Source organism: Cupriavidus numazuensis, assembly GCF_905397435.1.
Lineage (GTDB): Bacteria > Pseudomonadota > Gammaproteobacteria > Burkholderiales > Burkholderiaceae > Cupriavidus > Cupriavidus numazuensis.
Genome location: NZ_CAJPVI010000016.1, coordinates 119,721 through 143,013 on the forward strand (window position 1 = coordinate 119,721; position 23,293 = coordinate 143,013).

The 23,293-nt window shown below is 65.2% G+C and carries 22 protein-coding genes; 11 read left to right on the top strand and 11 right to left on the bottom strand.

The features are described from left to right. Nucleotides 1-29: 29 nt before the first annotated feature. The 7 genes from KHO41_RS14805 to KHO41_RS14835 all read left to right on the top strand — a co-directional run bounded on the left by KHO41_RS14805 (nucleotide 30) and on the right by KHO41_RS14835 (nucleotide 7,220). Nucleotides 30-704, top strand: coding sequence for a DUF2889 domain-containing protein (locus tag KHO41_RS14805; RefSeq protein ID WP_211954028.1), 675 nt, complete (start codon nucleotides 30-32; stop codon nucleotides 702-704). Between the two features lie 87 nt (nucleotides 705-791). Beyond that, nucleotides 792-1,961 carry an ADP-forming succinate--CoA ligase subunit beta gene (gene sucC / locus KHO41_RS14810; RefSeq protein WP_211954029.1) on the top strand — a complete coding sequence of 390 codons (1,170 nt, stop codon included), beginning with the start codon at nucleotides 792-794 and terminating at the stop codon, nucleotides 1,959-1,961. An 89-nt stretch (nucleotides 1,962-2,050) separates the two neighbouring features. Then, nucleotides 2,051-2,932 carry a succinate--CoA ligase subunit alpha gene (gene sucD / locus KHO41_RS14815; protein WP_211948888.1) on the top strand — a complete coding sequence of 294 codons (882 nt, stop codon included), beginning with the start codon at nucleotides 2,051-2,053 and terminating at the stop codon, nucleotides 2,930-2,932. A 270-nt stretch (nucleotides 2,933-3,202) separates the two neighbouring features. Continuing rightward, nucleotides 3,203-3,898: a TerC family protein gene (locus tag KHO41_RS14820; RefSeq protein ID WP_211954030.1), complete on the top strand. Its 696-nt coding sequence runs from the start codon at nucleotides 3,203-3,205 to the stop codon at nucleotides 3,896-3,898. Between the two features lie 330 nt (nucleotides 3,899-4,228). Then, complete coding sequence (locus KHO41_RS41770; RefSeq protein ID WP_211954031.1) at nucleotides 4,229-4,702, top strand: pilin; 474 nt, start codon at nucleotides 4,229-4,231, stop codon at nucleotides 4,700-4,702. 148 nt (nucleotides 4,703-4,850) lie between these two features. Further along, on the top strand, nucleotides 4,851-5,324 hold the full coding sequence (locus KHO41_RS14830; RefSeq protein WP_211954032.1) for a pilin: 474 nt from the start codon (nucleotides 4,851-4,853) through the stop codon (nucleotides 5,322-5,324). A 99-nt stretch (nucleotides 5,325-5,423) separates the two neighbouring features. Then, complete coding sequence (locus tag KHO41_RS14835) at nucleotides 5,424-7,220, top strand: PglL family O-oligosaccharyltransferase (RefSeq protein ID WP_211954033.1); 1,797 nt, start codon at nucleotides 5,424-5,426, stop codon at nucleotides 7,218-7,220. A 9-nt stretch (nucleotides 7,221-7,229) separates the two neighbouring features. On the opposite strand, the gene KHO41_RS14840 is transcribed toward KHO41_RS14835, so the two are convergent. Together KHO41_RS14840 and KHO41_RS14845 are read right to left on the bottom strand one after the other, a co-directional pair. Beyond that, entirely contained in the window at nucleotides 7,230-7,760 is a 531-nt protein-coding gene (locus KHO41_RS14840) for a YMGG-like glycine zipper-containing protein (protein WP_211954034.1), read from the bottom strand. After that, the gene (locus KHO41_RS14845) at nucleotides 7,757-8,224 is read right to left on the bottom strand and encodes a hypothetical protein (RefSeq protein WP_211954035.1); all 468 of its coding nucleotides are present in this window, start codon (nucleotides 8,222-8,224) and stop codon (nucleotides 7,757-7,759) included. The genes KHO41_RS14840 and KHO41_RS14845 overlap by 4 nt, the downstream gene beginning before the upstream one ends. 483 nt (nucleotides 8,225-8,707) lie before the next feature. On the opposite strand from KHO41_RS14845, the gene KHO41_RS14850 reads away from it, so the two are divergent. Beyond that, nucleotides 8,708-9,925 carry a GGDEF domain-containing protein gene (locus tag KHO41_RS14850; protein ID WP_244873846.1) on the top strand — a complete coding sequence of 406 codons (1,218 nt, stop codon included), beginning with the start codon at nucleotides 8,708-8,710 and terminating at the stop codon, nucleotides 9,923-9,925. Nucleotides 9,926-9,971: 46 nt separating this feature from the next. Here KHO41_RS14850 and moaC read toward each other — a convergent pair whose 3' ends face one another. Continuing rightward, nucleotides 9,972-10,457 (bottom strand): cyclic pyranopterin monophosphate synthase MoaC, encoded by a 486-nt coding sequence (gene moaC, locus KHO41_RS14855; RefSeq protein ID WP_211954036.1) that lies wholly within the window; start codon nucleotides 10,455-10,457, stop codon nucleotides 9,972-9,974. Nucleotides 10,458-10,592: 135 nt separating this feature from the next. Here moaC and KHO41_RS14860 point away from each other — a divergent pair, with 135 nt between their 5' ends. Then, on the top strand, nucleotides 10,593-12,314 hold the full coding sequence (locus KHO41_RS14860) for a beta-barrel assembly-enhancing protease (protein WP_244873847.1): 1,722 nt from the start codon (nucleotides 10,593-10,595) through the stop codon (nucleotides 12,312-12,314). 9 nt (nucleotides 12,315-12,323) lie between these two features. Here the strand turns inward: KHO41_RS14860 and KHO41_RS14865 are convergent, their stop codons facing one another. The 5 genes from KHO41_RS14865 to KHO41_RS14885 all read right to left on the bottom strand — a co-directional run bounded on the left by KHO41_RS14865 (nucleotide 12,324) and on the right by KHO41_RS14885 (nucleotide 15,847). Then, nucleotides 12,324-12,899 (bottom strand): DUF2946 family protein, encoded by a 576-nt coding sequence (locus tag KHO41_RS14865; protein ID WP_211954037.1) that lies wholly within the window; start codon nucleotides 12,897-12,899, stop codon nucleotides 12,324-12,326. A 40-nt stretch (nucleotides 12,900-12,939) separates the two neighbouring features. Beyond that, the gene (locus KHO41_RS14870; protein ID WP_211954038.1) at nucleotides 12,940-14,007 is read right to left on the bottom strand and encodes a YheT family hydrolase; all 1,068 of its coding nucleotides are present in this window, start codon (nucleotides 14,005-14,007) and stop codon (nucleotides 12,940-12,942) included. Between the two features lie 55 nt (nucleotides 14,008-14,062). Beyond that, nucleotides 14,063-14,503 carry a YybH family protein gene (locus tag KHO41_RS14875; protein ID WP_211954039.1) on the bottom strand — a complete coding sequence of 147 codons (441 nt, stop codon included), beginning with the start codon at nucleotides 14,501-14,503 and terminating at the stop codon, nucleotides 14,063-14,065. Between the two features lie 17 nt (nucleotides 14,504-14,520). Then, nucleotides 14,521-15,543, bottom strand: a complete 1,023-nt coding sequence (gene waaF, locus KHO41_RS14880; RefSeq protein WP_211954040.1) for a lipopolysaccharide heptosyltransferase II — start codon at nucleotides 15,541-15,543, stop codon at nucleotides 14,521-14,523. A 109-nt stretch (nucleotides 15,544-15,652) separates the two neighbouring features. Beyond that, nucleotides 15,653-15,847, bottom strand: a complete 195-nt coding sequence (locus tag KHO41_RS14885) for a zinc-finger domain-containing protein (protein ID WP_140950774.1) — start codon at nucleotides 15,845-15,847, stop codon at nucleotides 15,653-15,655. A 227-nt stretch (nucleotides 15,848-16,074) separates the two neighbouring features. Here KHO41_RS14885 and KHO41_RS14890 point away from each other — a divergent pair, with 227 nt between their 5' ends. Then, on the top strand, nucleotides 16,075-19,041 hold the full coding sequence (locus tag KHO41_RS14890; RefSeq protein ID WP_211954041.1) for a DEAD/DEAH box helicase: 2,967 nt from the start codon (nucleotides 16,075-16,077) through the stop codon (nucleotides 19,039-19,041). Between the two features lie 196 nt (nucleotides 19,042-19,237). After that, a complete protein-coding gene (locus KHO41_RS14895) occupies nucleotides 19,238-20,242 on the top strand; it encodes a Bug family tripartite tricarboxylate transporter substrate binding protein (protein WP_211954042.1) in 1,005 nt (334 codons plus the stop codon). 71 nt (nucleotides 20,243-20,313) lie between these two features. On the opposite strand, the gene KHO41_RS14900 is transcribed toward KHO41_RS14895, so the two are convergent. Genes KHO41_RS14900 through purE form a run of 3 tightly spaced genes read right to left on the bottom strand, consistent with a single transcriptional unit; the run spans nucleotide 20,314 to nucleotide 23,122 of the window. Further along, nucleotides 20,314-21,300 carry an L-threonylcarbamoyladenylate synthase gene (locus KHO41_RS14900; RefSeq protein ID WP_211954043.1) on the bottom strand — a complete coding sequence of 329 codons (987 nt, stop codon included), beginning with the start codon at nucleotides 21,298-21,300 and terminating at the stop codon, nucleotides 20,314-20,316. Nucleotides 21,301-21,339: 39 nt separating this feature from the next. Then, the gene (locus tag KHO41_RS14905; RefSeq protein ID WP_211954044.1) at nucleotides 21,340-22,584 is read right to left on the bottom strand and encodes a 5-(carboxyamino)imidazole ribonucleotide synthase; all 1,245 of its coding nucleotides are present in this window, start codon (nucleotides 22,582-22,584) and stop codon (nucleotides 21,340-21,342) included. 40 nt (nucleotides 22,585-22,624) lie between these two features. Further along, nucleotides 22,625-23,122: a 5-(carboxyamino)imidazole ribonucleotide mutase gene (gene purE, locus KHO41_RS14910; RefSeq protein WP_211954045.1), complete on the bottom strand. Its 498-nt coding sequence runs from the start codon at nucleotides 23,120-23,122 to the stop codon at nucleotides 22,625-22,627. Between the last annotated feature and the right edge of the window lie 171 nt (nucleotides 23,123-23,293).

Genomic DNA, 23,293 nt, shown 5'->3' on the forward strand with positions numbered 1-23,293 from the left:
TACCTCGCCCCTGTATTCCCAGCCTGGTCATGCCTCTTTCCCAGCCCGTCAACCGCTCCCCGCGCCATACCCGCGCCATTACGGCCCAGGCTTACCTCAGGGAAGACGGCTTGTGGGACATCGAGGTGCGCCTGACCGACACCAAGCCACGTGACATCGCCCTCGCAGGCAACCGCGTCCGGCCGGTCGGACAGCCGTTGCATGACCTGTGGCTGCGCGTCACGATCGACGAGGCGTTGAACGTGCTGGACGCTGAGGCTTGCTCCGACTGGGTGCCTTATCCGGGGCACTGTGACCAGATCGGTCCGGCTTACCGAAAGCTGATCGGGCTGAACCTGCGCAGGGGCTTCCGCAAGGCAGTCAAGGAGCGCCTGTCCGGTATCCAGGGCTGCTCGCATCTCACCGAAGCTGCTGGCGTGCTGCCGAGTACGGCGATCCAGGCTTTCGCCGGCGAAGTCATCAGCATTCGCGATGGCGGCGATGACGATCCCAATCCCGAACCCCCTTACCAGTTGAACGGCTGCCACGCGCTGCGCTTCGACGGCGAGGTGGTCCGAGAGTTTTACCCGCGCTGGTATGGTCACCAGCCGAAGCCCAAGGTTCGGGCCGAGGCGGAGCAGGCCGCTGCGAACACGCCTCAGGCGCAAGCGGCAGCCGGCAACGGCAATGTTCCGTACGACCGGCCAACCGGCACTTCCGGCTGATCCTCAGGATCGGCCACGGACGAGAGAGTTCGTCTTTTTCAGATTCTTCCCCTTCTACCTTTTACGCCTACCCGAAAGGAAACACGCATGAATATCCATGAGTACCAAGGCAAGGAAATCCTGCGCAAATACAATGTGCCGGTTCCGCGCGGCATCCCCGCGTTCTCGGTCGCCGAGGCCCTGAAGGCCGCAGAAGAGCTTGGCGGCCCGGTTTGGGTGGTCAAGGCGCAGATTCATGCGGGTGGCCGCGGCAAGGGCGGCGGCGTGAAGGTTGCCAAGAGCATCGACGAGGTCAAGACCTACGCCACCAACATCCTGGGCATGCAGCTGGTCACGCACCAGACCGGTCCGGAAGGCAAGAAGGTCAACCGCCTGCTGATCGAAGAAGGCGCCGACATCAAGAAGGAACTGTACGTTTCGCTGGTGGTGGACCGCGTTTCGCAGAAGATCGCCCTGATGGCATCGAGCGAAGGCGGTATGGACATCGAAGAAGTCGCTGCCCACACCCCGGAAAAGATCCACACGCTGATCATCGAGCCGTCGACCGGCCTGACCGACGCTGACGCTGACGACATCGCCCGCAAGATCGGCGTGCCCGACGCTTCGGTTGCCCAGGCTCGCCAGGCCCTGCAAGGCCTGTACAAGGCGTTCTACGACACCGACGCTTCGCTGGCCGAAATCAACCCGCTGATCCTGACCGGCGAAGGCAAGGTCATCGCGCTGGACGCCAAGTTCAACTTCGACTCGAACGCGCTGTTCCGTCACCCGGAAATCGTGGCCTACCGCGACCTGGATGAAGAAGACGCCAACGAAATCGAAGCCTCGAAGTTCGATCTGGCCTACATCTCGCTGGACGGCAACATCGGCTGCCTGGTGAACGGCGCCGGCCTGGCCATGGCCACCATGGACACCATCAAGCTGTTCGGCGGCGAGCCGGCCAACTTCCTCGACGTGGGCGGCGGTGCCACCACCGAGAAGGTGACCGAAGCCTTCAAGCTGATGCTTAAGAACCCGAACGTGGAAGCCATCCTGGTGAACATCTTCGGCGGCATCATGCGCTGCGACGTGATCGCCGAAGGCGTGATCTCGGCGTCGAAGGCCGTGAACCTGACGGTTCCGCTGGTCGTGCGCATGAAGGGCACCAACGAAGATCTGGGCAAGAAGATGCTGGCCGATTCGGGCCTGCCGATCATCGCCGCGGACACGATGGAAGAAGCCGCCCAGAAGGTTGTGGCCGCTGCCGCCGGCAAGAAGTAAGCCGGGCGCCGATACCAAACACAAGCGCACTTGGGCAGCGCGCGTGGCTTCGTGCCCGCGCTGCCAGAGGCCAAGCAAAGGACTAAAGCATGTCGATTCTGATCAACAAAGACACCAAGGTCATCACCCAGGGCATCACTGGCAAGACCGGCCAGTTCCACACCCGTGGCTGCCGTGACTACGCCAACGGCAAGAACTGCTTCGTCGCAGGCGTGAATCCGAAGAAGGCCGGCGAAGACTTCGAAGGCATTCCTATCTACGCGAGCGTCAAGGACGCCAAGGCCCAGACCGGCGCCACCGTTTCCGTGATCTACGTGCCGCCCGCTGGCGCCGCTGCCGCCATCTGGGAAGCCGTTGACGCTGACCTGGACCTGGTGGTCTGCATCACCGAAGGCATCCCCGTGCGCGACATGATGGAAGTCAAGGACCGCATGCGCCGCGAGAACAAGAAGACCCTGCTGCTGGGACCGAACTGCCCGGGCCTGATCACGCCGGACGAAATCAAGATCGGCATCATGCCGGGTCACATCCACCGCAAGGGCCGCATCGGCGTGGTGTCGCGCTCGGGCACGCTGACGTACGAAGCCGTGGGCCAGCTGACCGCGCTGGGCCTGGGCCAGTCGTCGGCTGTCGGTATCGGCGGCGACCCGATCAACGGCCTGAAGCACATCGACGTCATGAAGATGTTCAACGACGATCCGGAAACGGACGCCGTGGTCATGATTGGTGAGATCGGCGGTCCGGACGAAGCCAACGCGGCTCACTGGATCAAGGACAACATGAAGAAGCCGGTGGTTGGCTTCATCGCTGGCGTGACCGCGCCTCCGGGCAAGCGCATGGGCCACGCCGGCGCGCTGATCTCGGGTGGTGCCGACACCGCCCAGGCCAAGCTGGAAATCATGGAAGCCTGCGGTATCACGGTGACCAAGAACCCGTCGGAAATGGCTCGCCTGCTGAAGGCAAAGCTGTAAGCAACACCATCGTGCCTTGCGCGTCACGTGGCGCGCGGGTCAAGTGTTGAACCGTCCCGGCTATGGCCGGGACGAGTTTGCCCCCGCCATGGTGCGGGGGCAATGTCATTGTGGCGACGTACTTCCTAGGGTATCTCCGGAGTCGATTGCCCGTGATTTGAAATCGAATCGAAAGGTTCGCGCGATATACATGTCTGTTTTCTCAGACATCCGAACTGCCGCAATCGGGCGGTGTCGGACATATAGATAGAAACCTAGAGGAGCACTGCCGTGGAATTGCTGTCTTCCACCACGTTCTGGATTGCGTTGGGATCGATCATCCTGACCAACATCGTCCTGTCCGGCGACAACGCGGTGGTTATCGCGCTCGCCTCGCGCAATCTGCCGCCTGCGCAGCAGAAGAAGGCCATTTTCTGGGGTAGCGCCGCCGCCATCATCATGCGGGTCGTGCTGACCGTGGCAGCCGTCAAGCTGCTGAGCCTGCCGTACCTGAAGATCATCGGCGCCGTGCTGCTCGTCTATATCGGCGTGCAACTGCTGACCGGCGAAGATGACGAAGACGGTCACGATGCCAAGGACAACATCTGGGCCGCCATCCGCACCATCCTGATCGCCGACCTGGTCATGTCGCTCGACAACGTGGTCGCCGTGGCTGCCGCCGCGCAGAAGGGCCCCGAAGGCAGCCAGCTGCTGCTGCTGATCGTGGGCCTGGGCCTGTCGATCCCGCTGATCGTATTCGGCAGCACCATCCTGCTGAAGGTCATGGAGCGTTTCCCGGTCATCATCGTGCTAGGCGCCGCGCTGCTGGGCTATCTGGCTGGCGAGATGCTGGTGAGCGATCCGGTCGATGCGGCCTGGTTTGAAGTACACGTGCCGCATGCACACCTGGTGTTCGGCGTTGTCGGCGCAATCCTGGTGGTGCTCGTCGGCAAGCTGATGAGCCGTCGGGCGGCACAAACGGCCTGACGAACAAAAGCGTTTCTGGCGCTACAAAGAAGAGGGCAGCCCTGGTGGCTGCCCTTTGTGCTGTTGGCGGTTGCCGGCAATCTGGAGCGCGCAACTAACTTATGTGAGTTATCGCACATTTTGTCGATGAAGGATGAGACATTGGAAGACAACTGACAAAATTTGTCGGTTGATTGCCGATGCCCCTCTGCCAAAGTGACGAAATTTGTCCCCATAACCCCCTACTCACGGGGTATCGCGACCTGGCATAGTATCTGCTAAGTCATCCCCGCACTTCACAGATCGAAGCCGTGTCGTGCATTAACCAAAATCTCTTCGAGGGGTCATCTCATGCAACGGGTACAACAAATTAAGAAGCTGGGCCGCCGTGTCCAGAAGGGCTTTACGCTGATCGAACTGATGATCGTTGTCGCGATCATTGGTATTCTGGCGGCGATTGCGATTCCGCAGTACCAGGATTATGTGACGCGCAGCCGTTGGCAGGATAACTACACGGGCGTGGCATCGCTTAAGACTGCTATTGGCGAGTGTGTTCAGAATAACGCTGGCGTGATCGGAAACTGCGACACATTGGCAAAGCTGAACGCTGCCTCTTTCTGGCCGAATGCTAATCCTCCGGCATTGAAGTTCGGGACTGCCGCTATCGATGCAACTACGGCGGCTATCAACATTACGGGTAACGCGGCGGCGGGGGCATGTGGTGTAACTTTGACCCCGACGCTTGTAAACGGCAATCTGCAGTGGAATTTTGCCAATATCGCGGCAGGCGCGGTGACTTGCACTCGGTCGCAGACTGGAGTTTGATAGTCTCCAGCCATCATCAAGATTAAAAAGCGCCCTCGGGCGCTTTTTTTGTCAGATACCTTGGCACAGCATTTGCTTTTCCATTTCTGCGAATTCGGGAACGCGAAGACGTGTAGGTCTTAATCAAAATTTCTTCGGGGGTCATCTCATGGAACGGGTACAACAAATCAAGAAGCTGGGCCGCCGTGTCCAGAAGGGCTTTACGCTGATCGAACTGATGATCGTGGTAGCGATCATCGGTATTCTGGCGGCGATTGCGATTCCGCAGTATCAGGACTACGTGACGCGTAGCCGGTGGCAGGATAACTATACGGGGGTGGCATCGCTTAAGACTGCGATTGCAGAATGCGTTCAAAACAACGCCGGTGTGATTGGCAGCTGCGATACGCTGGTCAAGCTGAACGGTGCAGCGTTCTGGCCAAACGTTAATGCCCCGGTACTGAAATTTGGAACGGCCGTTATGAATGCAGGTACGGCGGCTATCAACATTACGGGTAACGCGGCAGCCGGGGGCTGTGGTGTAACTTTGACGCCGACGCTTGTAAACGGCAATTTGCAGTGGAATTTTGCCAATATTGCTGCGGGTGCAGTGACTTGCACGCGGTCGCAGACCGGTGTTTGATAGCGGCTCAACTTCGTGAGCAAGAAAAAGCGCCTTCGGGCGCTTTTTCTTTGCCCACGCACCAAGCTATCATCCGCCTTTTCCCCAACAAGGCGCCGCATGCCGCAGTCCAGGACCGCCATTCCGGCGATCTTTCTTGTCCTCACGTTTGCTTTCCCACTGCTGGTATCCCGGCACACTCTGCCGATGGCTACGTTCTATGGCGAGTGGGCAGCAGCGGCAGTATTCCTGCTACTTGCAGGTTTGCTCACTGCGTTCGCGCTAAAGCGTTCGCGTAGACCGGATGCAAACATCCCGTGGATCGCAAGCCTTCCGCTGTGGCTCATCGTTCTCGGTGCCATCCAGTCCGCCTACGGATTCGATGACGTCACTGGCAGCCGATTCGCAACGCAACTCACGCTCGGTCTCGGCGTGGTGCTCATGCTGGCGATCTGGCGTTATCGTTCGTCTGCTTCGCCTGACGCACGCTCAGCCATCATAGACGCCCTCGCCACCGCCTTCCTCCTCGCAGGCCTTCTCGGCACCATTTCCCAATGGGTCCAGCTTTTCCACCTGGAATCCCGCTCCTTCGGCCTCGTCTCTTCCTACTTCTACGACGACAACCGTCGCCTCTGGGGCAACCTGAACCAGCCTAACCACCAAGCCACCGTGGAAGGCATGGCGCTTGTCGCAGCGACCTGGCTCGCCTCACGCGGCAAGCTTCGATTTCCGATGTGGCTGATTGCCGTGGTGCTGCTGGAAAGCGGCATCGTATTGTCGGGCTCACGAACGGGCGTGCTGCACGTAGGCCTTGCCGCGCTGTACGCGGTCATCGCCGCCTGGCTCGCGCGCGATACGCGCCGTGATGCCGATCCGATGTGCCGGCCCGCGGGCCTCCTTGTCGCAGCCGTTGCGATGGTCGCCGTGCTGCTGATACTGCAGCCCGTCATCAAGGCAGCCGGCAACGCCTTCAACTGGCGCCTGTTCGACACCCTTGCGCAATTGCAGGCCGCAGACCAGATGTCCGCCCGCAGCGCACTGTGGACGCACGCCTGGGCCATGTTCCGCTCCCACCCATGGCTAGGCGTAGGTTGGGGCGAATTCGGTTGGGCCCAGTTCCAGCAACTGCCCCAGGTTGGCGTGAAGGTCGAGATGTCACTGCACGCGCACAACGCATTGCTCGACCTGCTGGCGAAGACCGGCATCGTCGGTACGGTCGGTGTCGCGCTGGTCCTGCTGGGATGGCTGTGGCGCGTGGTGCGTGTGCACATCTGGCACGCGAATAACGAAGAAAGGGCGCAAACCATCGTCGTGCTCACGTGGCTGGCCATGCTGTGCGCGCATTCGATGCTCGAGTACCCGCTGCACTATTTGTACTTCTTCCTGCCGTTCTGCTTCATGCTGGGCTGGCTGGAGCCGGGCGGCTTTGGACGCTGGCATCCGCCTCGCTGGTTGTCGCTCGGGCTGCTGGCTGGCTTTGCGGCGGTCAGTGCGATCGTGCTCGCCACGATGTGGCAGGACTACCGCCGGGCCGAGGCGCGAGAGTATGCCCCACGCGAACGACGTGCCACGCTGCCGATGCCGGCATACTGGTTCCGCCAGTATGCATCGGCCGATGTAGCCGAGCGCGCCGTCATCACCCCCGGCAATGCGGCGGATCTGCTGCCTGCGCATATCGCCGCGGTGCATCTGCTGCCGACGCCGACGATGATTGCGCGTACCGCCTGGCTGATGGCACTGACCGGCGATGGCGCACAGGGCCGTGCATGGCTGGAGCGCCTGCGCTACTACTACCTTGGCGATGAGTCGACCCAATACGCCACGCTGGACCACGCCTGCCGCGAGGTCGCCGATGCAGCACGGCCACGCGAGTTCTGCAAATGGATCCGCGAACAGGCGCGGCGCATGCCTGAATAGGCCGGGCTGTCAGTACGGCCTGCCGTACCCCGGTGGCGGAGGCGGCGGAGGATAGTAATAGGACGGCGCCGGCCGCGCGACCGTTGCCATGTTGCCGTAGACCGGCACGCGGTGCCCGCTGGCATACATGCACTGGATGTAGGCCGCGTCATACTGGCGCTGCGTGCCGTAGCCCGAGTACTGTGCATTGCTCGCGCCGAATGCCGCACCGGTCAGCAGGCCTACGCCCGCACCCACGGCCGCACCTTCGCCACCGCCGAATGCCGCGCCTGCGGCCGCGCCTAGCGCGGTACCGACCACGGTACTGCCTACCGCACTGGCATTCGCGGCCTGTGCTGAACTGACACCACCGACCTGCCCGAACGCATACTGGCGGCAGTTGCCGTCATCGGCGCGGAACTGGTCAAAGCTCTTGCCGGTGCCAGGCAGTACCGTCATCGAAGGACCCGATGGCATCACGGCGCAGGCGCCCAGCGTCACCGTCGCCGAGGCCAGGGCAGCAATGAGCGGGCGGCTGGCGGGTCGGACACGTGCCTTCATGATGACATCCTCGATTCAGGCGTTTCGGAACTGGACGGCGGCTGTGCCGGCACTCGCTGCCAGCCGCCCGGGCACGCATGGATATACGGGTAATAGCCCTCAGGCTGGTTGCAGTGGTACCACCACCCCTGACTCGGAGCCTGCGGAGCGGCATCTTCGGGACCGGGCGTGGGGACTGGGCCGTTCGGGCCCTGTTCGATATATTGCGGCGGCGACGTGGGCGCGGCAACGACAGCGGGCGGATAGTAGTACGGGTACGGATAGTAGCCGTACGGGTAGCCCCCGTAGACGAACCCTGGCCCGAAGTACACGCCCACGCCGACACGCGCGGGGTAGTATCCGCCGTGATAGTAGCCACCATGGTAGCCACCACCGTGGTAGTAGCCCCGGCCCGCAATTGCGACGCCGCTGGCGGTGACCGCCGCCAGGGCCAGCGCCAACTGGCAAAGCTTGCGCCCGTTCATGGAATCCACCCTATGCGAAGGTTCCAGGCTGCCGGCACTGCAGTGCAACAGCCCTTCCGGCCATGCCGGCCTGATTGGTATTGAATACCAATTTACGCCTGCCGGCGGTGCCGCATCGCCTGGCGAAATGCAGCGTTACCTTTATTACGGTGCGCTGCGGTGGCGGTACGCATTGGGAAGAGGTTGCAAGAATCGAGGCGTCGTCAACGGTACCTTGGAGTCAGGTTCAAGCGGGGCGATTCTTCCGCCGAATCCATCCGGAGTATCCGGTTGCTCCAACCCAACACCCCACGACGTGGTTACTCGCCCGTCATGGATGTCCAATGATACAAACATGGATTGATGGACACTTTCGATGGCATCCGGCGAATCTGATGCCACTGGAAGCGCCACGCCGAGCGACTGGATGTACGCCGGTTTGAAAGTCGAAAAGATCGAAGTGGTTCTAAATACCAGGGCAACCGCAGAATTGCCTGTCATACCTTGAATTCCGAATCCATTCCTGAATTCGCCATCGATCCGCTGCGCCTGGAGTTCCGAAGCGCGGAAACGGAACTTGCATTCCAGCGCCACCATCTGGACCGCAGTCGGGCAAGCCTGCGCCTGACATTGGTTTTCTGCTCCGTCTTCTATCTGGCCTTTGCCATGACCGATGTGGCGGTGCTGGGATATGGACGCGAGGCGTTGATCCTGTTCGTGGGGCGCATGCTGGTCGCGATCACGGCAACCATGGGATTGGTCCTGATCCGCAAACAGCGGGAGCCCATTGCGGGCCTGTGGCTCGTGGCCAGTGCCGCCGAGGTCGTGGGCATGGCCACCTTCATGCTCATCGTCTGGTTCCGGCCCAGTGAGATTCCGTGGCATGGGATGTCGCTGTGCATCATGCTGATCGTCGTCTACATCTTCATCCCTAACCGGCTGATCATCGCGAAGGGCATCGCGATTGCCTCGACGGCGGCGTTCGTCCTGGTCGCCGTGGAAAAAGGAACCGTCCCGCCCGCCGGGACGCTGACCATGTCGATGCTATTGCTGCTTGCCAACAGTTTCGGGCTCGTCGCAGCGCGTCGTTACCATCGGTTGTGGCGAGACGAATATCGCGTTCTCATGGACCTGAAGCAGGTGTCCCTGAGAGACCATCTCACTGATTGCTACAACCGACGTCATCTGCATGAGACGCTGCTGCCCACGGAAATCGCGAGGGCGCGCCGGTATCAGCATTGGCTGACCATGGTGGTCTGTGATATTGACCACTTCAAGTCGATCAACGATACGCATGGCCACCAGTCCGGTGACACCGTGCTGAAGCATATTGCGTCCGTTCTCCGGGCCACCACCCGCAGGCACGTGGACAGCGTGGTCCGCTATGGCGGCGAAGAATTCCTTCTGCTCCTGCCGCAAACGGGCCCGGACGGTGCCTCGTATGTGGCGGAGCGGCTCAGGACTTCGATCGCGGGCAGTCCGACGATCGATGGCGCTGGCCGAAGCATCGAAGCGACGGCCAGCTTCGGTGTGCTGGCGGTCGATTTCTCGGTGGTGGGGAGTGACGTCACCGAAACGTCGCTGATCGCTGCCGCCGATGCGTTGCTTTACGAAGCCAAGGCGTCCGGCCGGAACAGCATTCGGTCCCGCGAATGGCCCGGCGAATCGCCGGGGCAGAAGGTCGATGTTCTTGTGCAGACGACCTGCGAGGCGCCGGGATGACGCCGTGGCCGCCAGCCCCCCGGGGCAGGCCAGGCTTATGGAACCATTAGCCGGCCGGCGTGGAAACCCAATCCCCCGACTTCCCGCCGTGCTTCTCCAGTAGCTTCACATCGCCCATCACCATCCCCCGGTCCACCGCCTTGCACATGTCGTAGATAGTCAGCAGCGCGACCTGCACGCCGGTCAGCGCCTCCATCTCCACGCCGGTCTGGCCGCGCGTTTCAGTGCGGACGGTGCAGGTAATGCTGGAGCCGACCTCGTCCAGCGCGAAGTCCACTGCGACCTTGGTCAGCCCGATCGGGTGGCATAGCGGGATCAGGTCGGCCGTGCGCTTGGTCGCCATGATCGCCGCGACGCGCGCAATGCCCAGCACGTCGCCTTTCTTCGCATTGCCGTCGCGCACCAGCGCAAACGTGTCGGGCAGCATCGTGATGGTGCCGGTGGCCACGGCCACGCGGTGCGTGCTGGCCTTGTCGCCGACGTCGACCATGTGGGCCTGTCCGGCGGTATCGAAATGGGTGAGCTGCGTCATGGCTGGATCCTGTACGGCAAGGGCGTGCAACCGCCAATGGGAACGGGTTGCGGAGGCCGCTATCATAGCAACATGCCCAAGACCCCATTGCTTCGCAGGCCAGGCGTTGCCGGCCTTCCCGGACAGCATGGCACCATGCCTGCCAGCCCGGCGTCACATGGCTCCGCGCGGAATGCGGGGCCGTGGCGCCGTTCGCTGGTTGCCGTGATCGCATTGACCATGGTGACCCCGGCGTGGCCGCAGGGGACCGCGCCGGCCGCGCCATCCGGCGCCACCGCCAAGGCCACCACCATGCCTGCGGAAACCAGCGACCAGGTCTACGACAACCTGAGCCGCAGCGTGCGGGCAGGGCAGAAATCGGAGTTCGGCCTGCGCACCAACAATGCCGTCGTCGATGCCGGCGGCGTGCAGTTGCCCGATATGGGCGATCCGTCCACCGCGGCGCTGTCGCCGGACATGGAAAAGCGCCTCGGCGACCGCATCATCCGCGATATCCGGCGCGATCCGCAGTATGTGCCCGATCCGCTGCTGTCCGACTATCTCAACGCACTGGGCTACCGGCTGGTGCAGGCCGCGCGGCGGCAGAACATCTCGGGATCGACCGGTGCCGGGACGTTTGCCACGGGTTTCGACCTCTTTGCCGTGCGTGACCGCAGCATCAACGCGTTCGCGTTGCCGGGCGGCTATATCGGCGTGCATACGGGCCTGCTGGTGCAGTCGGATACCGAATCGGAACTCGCCTCAGTGCTCGGCCACGAAATCGGCCACGTGATGCAGCGCCATATCGCGCGTGGGATTACGCAGCAGGACCAGTCGATGTGGATTGCGCTGGCCTCGATGGTGCTGGCGGGCCTGGCGGCCACGCGCAGTCCTGACGCCGCCGCCGCGCTGGCAATGGGCGGGCAGGGCGCGGCCATTGCCAACCAGCTTTCGTTTTCGCGCGGGGCCGAGCGCGAGGCCGACCGGGTCGGCTTCCAGATCATGACCGCGGCCGGCTTCGATCCGCAGGGCATGCCGGATTTCTTCCAGCGGCTGCAGCGTGCGTCGGGCACCGCGGAGAACTCGGTGCCGTCCTACGTGCGGACCCACCCGCTCACCTCCGAGCGGATTGCCGACATGCAGGATCGCGTCAGCCACGTGTCGGCGCGCAAGGTGCCCAATACGCCCGAATACGAGTTCGCGCGCGTGCGGGCCCGCGTGATCCAGGAAACCTCGCCCAGCGAGCTGCAGAACCTGCGCGCAGCGATACGTTCGCAACTGGCAAATGCCTCGACGCTGCGCGCGCCGGCGCTGCACTATGGCCTGGCCTTCGTCGAGCAGCGCCTCGGCCGGTACCCTGCGGCCGAGCAGGAACTGGCCGAAACGCGCCGCCTGTACGGCAACATTCCCGGAGCCACGTCGGGTAGCCCCATGCTCGATGTGATGGCGATCGAACTCTCGCGCCAGCAAGGCCGCGTGCCCGAAGCGATGAGCCAGGCCACGGCATCGATGAAGGCGTTCCCGCTGTCGCACGCCGTGGCGCTGGCCTATGCGGATACGCTGCTCGGCACTGGCCAGTACGACGCGGCGGTGACGTTCCTGCGCGAACGCACGCGCCAGGAAATCACGCGCAGCGAGTGGTGGGAAATGCTGGCGCGCGCCTATGCCGGCCAAGGCAAGCGCGTGCAGCAGCACCAGGCGCTGGCGGAGAAGTATGCGATGGACGGCGCCTACCAGGCCGCGATCGAACAGCTGCAGATTGCGCGCAAGGCCGGCGACGGCGATTTCTATACGCTGTCCGAGGTCGACGCACGCCTGCACCAGCTGCAGCGCCAGTATCGCGAGGAACGGCAGGACAACAAGGGCATGCCGAACTGAGCGGCGTGGTCAGGCTGCCGGCGGCTGCGGATCGCGCACGAAGCCGAAGCGCTTTGGGACTTCGGCGGCGGCAATCGGTTCGATCGGCATGTCGCGGCCATCGTGATGGAAGACGCCGAGATCCGCGCCACACGCATCACCATGCCATTCGCATGCGGCGCTGAAGAGATCGAGGTCGTGGTCGTGCAGCAGCGCTGCGTGCAGGCCATCTTCCCCGTCGATTGTGCCGGCCAGCACGACATTGCCGTCTTCGTCGGTGTGGCAGGACTGCACGGCAAACGCGCGCTGCGTGGTCGTGTTCAGTTTGCCTTCGTGCAGGCGCACGATCCACGGCGCGTATCCCAGCGACACGAACACGCGCTGCGGCCCGTTCTGGAAGTACCACGCGCCGCGCTCGTCGCGCAGGTAGTTGCGCGCGATGAATGCGATCAGCGTGTCATGCCGGATCGGGTCGCCCGACAGGCCATGCTCCTGCGCGAACTCGTTGCGCAAGCGCCATTGCCCGCGGCGATCGAGCGCCAGCCACCCGTAGCAGTTCGGCACATTGGGCCAGCGCGCCATCGCTTGCCGGACTGATTCATCCATCGTCGTGTCTCCTCGTTGCTCTTGGCTTGTTGCGCCGGCTTCAGGACATGCTGTCGAAGAAGCGCAGGATCCGCGCTGGCAGCCATTCGATATGCCCGCCGAACGGCAGCAGCGGCAACTGCGCCAGCAGGCCGGCAGCCGGTGTCATGAAGCCGACGTGGCCGCCGTGTTCGGGCTGCTCGAGCCAGACCTGCGGACTGACGTCGGCAGGGCCGGGCAAGTGCCGGCCCGGCAGGAAGGGGTCGTTGCGCGCGTTGAGCACCAGCGTCGGCACGGCAATCTCGCCGAGCACGGGTTTGCTCGCGGCGCGTTTCCAGTAATCGTCGGTATCGCGAAAGCCGTGCAGCGGCGCGGTGACGACGTTGTCGAACGCGTACAGGTCGCGGCTGGCCAGCATGGTGTCCCGGTCGAACAGGCCGGGGAACTGATCGAGCTTGGCCAGCGACTTGCGCTTGAGCGTCTGCAGGAACATGCGCGTGTAGAGCATGTTGAAGCCCTCGGACAGCGCAGCGCCGCCGGCGGCCAGGTCCAGCGGCGCGGAGATCGCCGCGGCGGCGGTGACGAAGCGGGCCGTGCTGCCCTGTTCGCCAAGATAGCGCAGCAGCGCGTTGCCGCCGAGCGAGATGCCGACCACCAGCATCTTGCGGCCACCCGCGCAGTGTTCGCGGCGCAGGCGTTCGAGTACCCAGCGGATCTCCGCGGAATCCCCGGAATGGTAGAAGCGCGGCGCGCGATTGAGTTCGCCCGAACAGCCACGGAAGTGCGGGATCACGCCCTGCCAGCCGCGCGACTGCAGCGCATGCATCAGCGCCTGCGCGTAGTGGCTGCCGGAATCGCCTTCGAGACCATGGAACATCACCAGTAGCGGCGAGTCGCCATGGACGGGGTGCGTGGTCCAGTCGAGGTCGATGAAGTCCTGGTCGGGCGTTTCCCAGCGCTCGCGGCGGAAGCGCACGCGCGGCGGACGGCGCGTGAAACGCGCGGGAATAATGGTCTGGGCGTGGCCGCCACGCAGCCACCAGGGCATGGCGATGCTGTCGCCATAAGCGTGGCCCGTGGAATCGGCCTGGGTGGCGGATGGCAGGCGATGGTGCGGAAGCTGCGTCATGCCGGCATCGGTAATGCGAAGGGCCGGGCGCGACGGCCCGGCTCCGGAGTTTCGTTCAGTGCAGCGCCTGTCCCGGCGCGGCGGCCACGGTGGCCACCTGCACGGCATTGGCCGGGCTGCAGTGGATATGCGCGAGGCGCCAGCCCTCATGGTTCTGCATCAGCACGTACGTCGTGTGCACGTACAGGTCAGCCTCGACCCGGTCCGCGCCGAAGCGCAGGGCCTCGGTCACATCGAAGATCGAGACGCCCAGCGACGCATGGCTGCTGGTCTCGATCGCATCGATCAGCACCGGTTGCTCTTCGAGCAACTGCGAGAACGCCTGGCGCAGGTGTTCATGGCCGATCAGGCGTTGCCCGTCAGGCATCACGCACGTGACCGAGTCTTCGTCGAGCCACAGTCGCAGCGCGCCGTCGGCGTCGCGCAGTTTCATGGCCTCGCGGAAGGCCTGGACAATGTCTTCCGCGGAATCGAACAGACGGGCAAAACGTGGCATGGTCGCGATTTCAGGGGTCAGGGCCGGTGCAGCAGCTTGCGCAGTTCAACGAACACCATTTCGGGCTCGATGTCCTTCAGGCAGCGCATGTGTCCCAGGGGGCACTCGTGTTTGAGGCACGGACTGCATTCGAGTTGCAGCCACATGATACTCGCTGCCTGCGAGAGGGGCGGCGTCTGGCGCGGATCGCTCGAGCCGAACACGGCAACTTGGGGCCGGTTCAGCGCCGCGGCGATGTGCATGAGGCCCGTATCGTTGCATACCGCGGCCTCTGACAACGCGAGCAGGTCGATGGCGTCGTCGAGCGAAGTCTTGCCGCAGAGGTTGCGCACGAACGGTGCTTCGCTGGTGATCTCCGCGGCGGCGTCGGCGTCCGCGGCCGCGCCCAGCGTGATCATCTGGGCATACGGGTACGAACGCCGCAGCATCTGCGCCAGCTTCGCGAAATGCGCAGCCGGCCAGCGACGGGCCGGGCCGAAGCCGGCGCCCGGGCAGAACGTGATCAGGCGCGTCTGCGGCGGGATGCCGAAGCGCTCGGCCGTGGCGGCAATGCGAGCCGGATCGGTGCGCAGTCGCGGTTCGGGCAGTTCCGCCGGCGGCTTTGCGCCGGGCCGCAGCGCCAGGCGCGCGTAATGCTCGGCCATGGCCGGCCGGCCGTTGCGCGGCGGGTTGGCATGGCGCACGTTCAGCATGCCGAAGCGGGATTCGCCGCGGTAGCCCACGCGCAGCGGGATGCCCGCCAGCCATGGGATCAGCGCCGACTTGAGCGAATCCGGCAGCACGTAGGCCATGTCGTAGCCTTCGTTCTTGAGCTGCTGGGCGAACATGAACCGTGCCGAAAGCTGCAGCTTCCCGTGCGTCAGATCGCTCGGGAAGACCCTGCCCATCTCCGGCATGCGCGCCAGCACCGGGCCGACCCATTTGGGCGCAAGGGCGTCGATGACCAGCCGCGGATGGCGCGCCTTGAGCAGCCCGAGCAGCGGCTGGGCCATCAGGGCGTCGCTGATCCGGTCAGGGGCGATGACGAGGGCTTTTTTCATGAGTGGGGCGAAGCTTGCCCGCCGTCAGCGGCGGGCGGAAATGCCAACGCCCCGGGGCGCCTGCCAGGCGGCCCGGAGCGTCGAAGTGCTGCAGGAGCGTGTGGGCCGCTCAGTGGTGGCCCTTCAGCACGGTGCCCGGCTTGAGCTTGTACACGGTGCCGCAGTACGGGCACTTGGCTTCGCCGGTGTCGACTACGTCCAGGAAGACGCGTGGATGGTAGTTCCACGCCGGCGTGTTGGCCGTGGGGCAGTGCAGGGGAATGTCTTCGGCGCCGATTTCGACGATGGTGGCGGTTTGCGTCATGGTGTTGCGGGGTGTCGTGCTTCGGGATTCGGTCGTGCTGCCGCCTTGCCGGGCGTCAGCCGCTTCTTGTCTGGCTTGCCGGCTCCGCCCTAAATCCGCGGTGCAGCAAAAGCATACATTGTAAGCTGCGGGGCCATGGGTGCCAACGCGGCAGCCCGCGAAAGGCGGTCTAAAATGCCCGCTTTCGCGTCGTTCTTCCCCAATTTCCCGATTCCGGACCTGTTTCTGTGCAATCCGACACCCTTCCCGGCTCCGATGCGGCCCCCGACAGCAGCCTTCCTGCCTGGCAACAGGCACTGGAAGCCCTGCAAGGGCTGGCGGCGGGCGCCGAGGGCGCCGGCAACGCGGCCGACCGCCGTCTGATGTGGGCCCTGACCCTGGATGCCGACGGCACCGTCGGCGCCATCGAGCCACTGGAGCAGGTGCGCGGCGCGCGCGGCTGGGGCAAGCCGCGCCCCGTGGCGCTGGCGCGCGTGGCGGAGGACGGGCAACTGCCGGCATGGGATACACGCGTCGCCCATGCCATCCGGCGCGACCAGTCGCACAACCGGCGCTATGTGCTCGATCGCGCTGCCGCCATCGTGGCGCTGGTCGGTCACCCGGCGGTCGTGCTGGCCCGTTCGCCGGAACAGGTGCTGGAGGTGACGGAAGGCACGCCCGCGCTCGAGGCCGTGCATACCGACGGCCGCTACTTGTTGCGGATCTATCCGCCGCTGCGCGAAGCGCCTGCGATGGAAGCCTACCTGCCGGCGGCGGCACGCCAGGATGCCGAGGCGCTGCGCCATATCACGGTGCTGCGCGATGGCCCGCAGCGGTTGCGCGTGATCCGCTTTACGCCGGCGCAACTGGGCGCCGCGCAGCTCGTTGCCGATGGCCTGTCGATTCCCGAAGCCGGCCGCGCGCAGCTCGACCGCACGCTGCGCGCGCTGGCGGGCCATTTCCAGGTCGAGGCCGACCCGACTGGCGCCGTGCGCGAACTGGAGCCCGAAGCGCGGCTGCGCGCCGAAGTGGCGCCGCATGGCCGCGGCATCGCGCTGCGGCTCGTCGTCACGCCGCTAGGGCCGCTTGGCCCACGTCTGGCGCCGGGCGCGGGGCGCGAGCGGCTGATGGCCACCGTACGCGGAGAAACGCTCGCGACGCAACGCGACCTCGACGCCGAACTGGCAAACGTGGCCGAGGTATTTGCCGAACTGCCGTTCCTGGTGCCGCTGGCGCCGCCCGATGGCGAGCATAACTGGGTGCTTGACGATCCCGAGGACGCCTTGGCCGTCGTCGAGGCGCTGCCGCGCCTGCCCGGTGTGCAGGCACTCGAGTGGCCGCGTGGCAAGGAGATGCGCGTGATCGCGGCTGACCTGCCGCAACTTGGCGTGACCGTCGAAACGCGCAACACGTGGTACCGGCTGGTGGGCGAGCTGCGCGTGGCCGAAGGGCTCGTGCTGGAACTCGGCAAGCTGATCGACTGGACCAGCAGCCACGCCGGCCGTTTCGTGCCGATGGGGCAGGGCGTGTACATCGCGCTCACGCGCACGCTGCGCGGCCGCCTGCGCGATCTCGCCAGCGTTGCCGACCAGATTCCCGACGGCATCCGCGTCCCGTTGATGGCTACGCCCTGGCTCGACGATGTGCTGGCCGGCGCGGGCGTCGATCCCGATGCGCATTTCCGCCAGCGGCTGGCCCGCCTGCGCGCGGCGCGCGAGACTGAAATCACGTTGCCGCCGAATCTGGCCGCCGAGCTGCGCCCCTATCAGTACGATGGCTACCGCTGGGCGATGACGCTGGCCTCCGCGGGCCTCGGTGCCTGTCTTGCCGACGACATGGGTCTCGGCAAGACACTGCAGGCCCTGGCGGTGCTACTGGCGCGCGCGGGCGGGGGCGCCGGCCTGGTGATCGCGCCGACTTCGGTCTGCGGCAACTGGGCCGCCGAAGCGCGACGCTTCGCGCCGACGCTCAACGTGCACGTCTACGCCGAAGGCGAGCGCGAAACGCTGCTCGCGCAGGCCGGAGCGGGCGATCTCGTGATCGTCTCGTACACGCTGCTGCAGCAGGCGCGCCAGGAATTCTGCGCGCGCGAGTGGCACACGGTGGTGGCCGACGAAGCGCAGGCCATCAAGAACGCCGCCTCGCGCCGTGCGCAGGCATTGTTCGATTTGCCATCGGGCTTCCGCATGGTGCTATCGGGCACGCCCATCGAAAACCGGCTGTCCGAACTCTGGTCGGTCATGCGCTTCTGCAACCCGGGCTTGCTCGGCTCGCTGGCCCGCTTCAACGAACATTTCGCCAACCCGATCGAGCGCAGCGGCGCGCGCGAAGTCCGGCAGCGGTTGCGGCGCATGATCGCGCCCTTCGTGCTGCGCCGGACCAAGGCGCAGGTGCTCGACGAACTGCCGCCGCGCACCGAACTCGTGATCCGTGTCGAGCCGGAGCCGGTCGAGGCCGCGCACTACGAGGCGTTGCGCCGGCAGGCACAGTCCGAGGCCGAAGCCGCGCTCGCCCGCGTCGAAGCTGCCCGCAAGGCCACGCGCGGCGCACCGGAAGGCGCGCGCGCCAGGGCTGTTGCGCAGGCCCAGTTCCAGGCGCAGGCCCGCATCCACGTGCTCGCGCAACTGATGCGGCTGCGCCGCGCGGCCTGCGATGCGCGGCTCGTGACGCCGGAGGTGGGGCAGGCAGGCGCCAAGGTCCGGACCTTTGTCGACCTTGCCGGCGAACTTGCGGCGAATGGCCACAAGGTGCTGGTGTTCAGCCAGTTCGTGGATTTCCTGCAGTTGCTCAGGCAGGGCATCGAGCACGCGGGACTCGCGCTGCAGTACCTGGACGGCGCCACGCCGGCCGCCGAACGCACACGGCGCGTGGCCGCGTTCCAGGCGGGCGAGGGCGATGTCTTCCTGATCAGCCTGAAGGCCGGTGGCTTCGGCCTGAACCTGACGGCTGCCGACTACGTGATCATCGCCGACCCGTGGTGGAATCCGGCTGCCGAGGATCAGGCCATGGGCCGGGCGCATCGTATCGGCCAGGAGCGCCCCGTCACCGTGTACCGGCTCATCACCGCCGGGACCATCGAGGAACGCATCGTCGAACTGCACAAGGACAAGCGCGCGCTGGCCGACGGCCTGCTCGATGCCGATGACGAAGCCGCGTCGGGCATCGGCGCGCCGCTGCCTGACGTGGATGAACTGGTCGGGCTGCTGCGGCGCTGAGCGTTGCCGCGATACGACTGACAGCACCATATGCCGGCGCGGCATACCTTCAAGTGAACTCGGTCGTTTGGTTTTGCCGCGAACATTGCTATCGTGTGGCTTTTGGCCCAGGGCGCCAAGACCCTGGCCCGCGACTGCGCCACCCCGCCCCATGGTGGTGGCGCCCTTGTCTTTCACATTCCCCGACGGTGCCCCTATGTCCCGCCTGCCCCTGCGCTTCTCCTTCCGTTCCGCACTCAAACTGACCGCTGGCCTCGCCGCGGCCAGCGCCATTGCCGCTCCCGCGTTTGCGCAAGGCGAATGGCCGGCCCAGCCGGTGACTATCCTGATGGGTTTCACCGCAGGCTCCGGTGTGGACATGGTGGGCCGCACGCTGCAGGAATCGCTGCAGAAGTCGCTCAAGACGACCATCATCTACGACTACCGTCCGGGCGCCGGCGGCAACGTGGCCTCGGAAGTCGTGGCCCACGCCAAGCCGGACGGCTACACGCTGCTGCTCGGCACGGCTGCCACGCACGGCATCAACCCGGCGCTGTACAAGAGCCTGCCGTTCGATGCCGACGCCGATTTCACGCCGATCGCACCGCTGGTCGAAGTCTCGAACGTGCTGACCATCAACCCGGCCGTGATCGACGTGAAGACGGTCAAGGAGTTCATCGAGAAGGTCAAGGCCAATCCGGGCAAGTACAACTACGCGTCCACGGGCAACGGCACGGGCACGCACCTGGCATTCGCGGAGTTCAATGCGCGCGCGGGCCTCGACATGGTCCACGTGCCATACAAGGGCGGCCCTGACGCGCTGCAGGCCGTGCTCAAGGGTGAGGTCTGCTGCATCTTCAACCAGGTCCAGAGCGTGCTGCCGCAATATCGCGCCGGCAAGGTGCGCTTGCTTGGCGTGAGCACGAACAAGCGCGTGCCGGTGATTCCTGAAGTGCCCGCGATTGCTGAAAGCGGCCTGCCCGGCTTCAACAGCACGATCTGGTTCGGCTTCTTCGGGCCGAAGGGCCTGGACCCGAAGATCGCGCACAAGATCAACGACGCGGTGAAGGTCGCGCTGGAAAATCCGGCGATCCGCCAGAAGCTGATCGATGCCGGCAACACGCCGCGCGTGGAAACCGTCGACCAGTTCCGCGCCACGGTGAAAGCGGATCGCCAGAAGTGGGCGGGCGTGGTGAAGACGGTGGGGGCTTCGATCGATTGATCGGGGTTTGAAACGCACGCGCCCGCATGATGCGGGCGCGTTTTGTTTTTCAGAGGCAGAAGATTTTTGGACTATCCGCCGAATGCTGCAGCGGCACGCTGCAGCCGGTCCCGGACTCCGGCCCATTCATGCCCTTCGGGCAGCGGCTCGAACACCAGCCGCGTGAAGCCCTGCTTGTCCAGCTTGCGCAGCAGTCGATAGAGTTCCCGCGCATAGGCCGTAGCATCCGCAGGCGCCTGCACCCATGTGCAACGCGGATCTTCGATCGGCGCACGTCCAACCCACGCGACGCGGGCATCGGCAGCAAGGGAGGGTAGTTGTGCCGCCAGCTCACCCGCGTCGGCCAGCACCAGCGGCGTATGCGGAGCGTAGTGAGCCTTCAGCGTGCCCGATGCGCGGGGCGCCGCGGCGTCGGGCGGCAACGGCGCTTCGCCGAGCACCTTCGCCATCATCGCCGGCGTGATCGCACCCGGACGCAGCAAGACCGGACCAATGCCCTGGTCGAGCCTTGAAAGATCGACGATCGTCGATTCGATGCCCACTTCCACGCCATCGCCTTCGAGCACATAGACCGCATCGCCGAATTCGTCGCGCACATGCTGCGCGGTGGTCGGGCTGACCTGGCCGAACTTGTTCGCCGACGGCGCGGCAATGCCGCCGCGGCCGCGCTTGAAGCGCGACAACAGAGCCTGTGCGACAGGGTGCGACGGGCAACGTAGCCCGATGCTGTCCTGGCCGCCGGCCACTGCCGCGTCGATGTGCGAAGCACGCTTGAGGATCAGCGTAAGCGGGCCCGGCCAGAACGCTTCGATCAGCTTGGTTGCGGCTTCGGGGACCTCGTCGACCCAGTAGCCGATGTCGGCGCCATCCACCACATGCACGATGACCGGATGGTTCGACGGCCGGCCCTTGAGCGCGAAGATGCGCGCCACCGCTTCCGGGCTTTCGGCGTCGGCGCCGAGCCCGTAGACGGTTTCAGTGGGAAAGGCGACCAGCTGGCCGGCCTCCAGCAGGCGGACGGCTTCGTCCAGTTCGGCGGCCGTGGGCATGCGCGACATCGTGTTCCTTGAAGCTGGCGTGGCAGTGTTGCGGGTGGTTCAGGCCGGGATGTGCAGCGCTTGCTCGGCCACCTGGAATGCCTGCTCGGCGGCCTCGGCGTTTTCGCCAATGCAGTTCACGTGGCCCATCTTGCGCGATGGGCGCGCGTCGCTCTTGCCATACAGGTGCAGCTTGGCGCCGGGCTGGGCCAGCACTTCATCCCATGCCGGCGTGCGCTCCAGGCCGAACTCGAACCACACGTCGCCGAGCAGGTTCAGCATCTTGCCGGCCGAGTGCTGGCGTGTGCTGCCCAGCGGCAGGCGGGCCATGGCACGCACTTGCTGCTCGAACTGGCTGGTCTCGCACGCGTCCATGGTGATATGGCCGGAGTTGTGCGGGCGCGGCGCCATTTCGTTGGCGATGAGCGAGCCATCGGTGAGCACGAAGAATTCGATGCACAGCACGCCGACATAGCCCATCTCGGTGGCGATGGTGGCGGCGGCGGCACGGGCGCGGTCGGCGATCTCGGCCGATACGCTGGTCGACGGCATCGTCGTAGAGAACAGGATGCCGTCGCGGTGCACATTTTCGGCCAGCGGCCACGTGGCGGTGCTGCCATCGGCGGCGCGTGCGGCCAGCACCGAGACCTCGTAGGCCAGCGGCAGCATCTGTTCGAGCACGCACGGCACGTGCTGCATGGCCTTCCATGCGGCGCGCACGTCTTCGCGCGTCTTCACGCGGGCCTGGCCCTTGCCGTCGTAGCCCATGCGCGCGGTCTTGAGGATGCCGGGCAGCACCGTGTCGGGCAATTGGTCCACGTCCGCATCGTGCTGGATGACCCAGTGCGGCGCGGTTGGCACGCCGGTACGCTCGGCGCACGAGGCAAAGAACTTCTTCTCGCCGATGCGGTTCTGCGCGATCGACACGCAGTAGCCGCGCGGCGCGACGAAGGCGCCGAGCTGTTCGAGCCGGTCCAGCGACAGCGACGGCACGTTTTCGAATTCCGTGCTGACGGCCTGGCACAGCTTTGCCATCTCGGCGAGCGCGGCCTCATCGGTGTAAGGCGCGCAGATATGCTTGTCGGCCACGCAGCCCGCAGGGCTGTCCTGGTCCGGGTCGAGCACGCAGACGCGATAGCCCATCGCCTGCGCCGCATGCGTGAACATGCGGCCAAGCTGACCGCCACCGAGCATGCCGAGCCACGCGCCGGGCAGGATAGGCGCGCTGGGGTTGTCGACGCCAAATTCGGCGCGCGACTCCGGCGTGTGGGCTTCGGAGAGGTAGGGATGGATATCGGTCGGCATTGCTCGGTTCCGTGGTTTCCGGGGGTTACTGCGCGATGGATTACAGCGGCAGCGTCATCGCGCGCGCGGCTTCGGTCTGCTTGGCGCGGAACGCTTCCAGCGCGTTGGCCAGCGCGTCGTCGGTGGTGGCCAGCGTGGCGATCGCATGCAGCGCCGCATTGGCCGCGCCGGCTTCGCCGATCGCGAACGTCGCCACGGGCACGCCCTTGGGCATCTGCACGATCGACAGCAGCGAGTCTTCGCCGCGCAGGTACTTGGACGGCACCGGCACGCCGAACACCGGCACGATGGTCTTGGCGGCGATCATGCCCGGCAGGTGCGCGGCACCGCCGGCACCGGCGATGATCGCGCGGATGCCGCGGCTGCGTGCCGTTTCGGCATAGCGGAACATGTCGTCGGCCATGCGGTGCGCCGAGACGACCTGCGCCTCGAACGGCACGCCGAAGTCCTTCAGCATGGCCACGGCGTGCTGCATCACGTCCCAATCGGAACTGCTGCCCATTACGACGCCGACGACCGGCTTTTGCGTATTGCTCACTTCAATATCCTTCCTGTTTGCTCCCCTCGCCCGCTTGCGGGAGAGGGGCCGGGGGAGAGGGCAGGCGCGCCTCGAAACGTGGTGCCTTGCTAAACCACCCCTCTCCCCGGCCCTCTCCCACTGAGGGGAGAGGGAGAACACCGTTGGTTTGCCGGAGACCGGCGGGGCAAG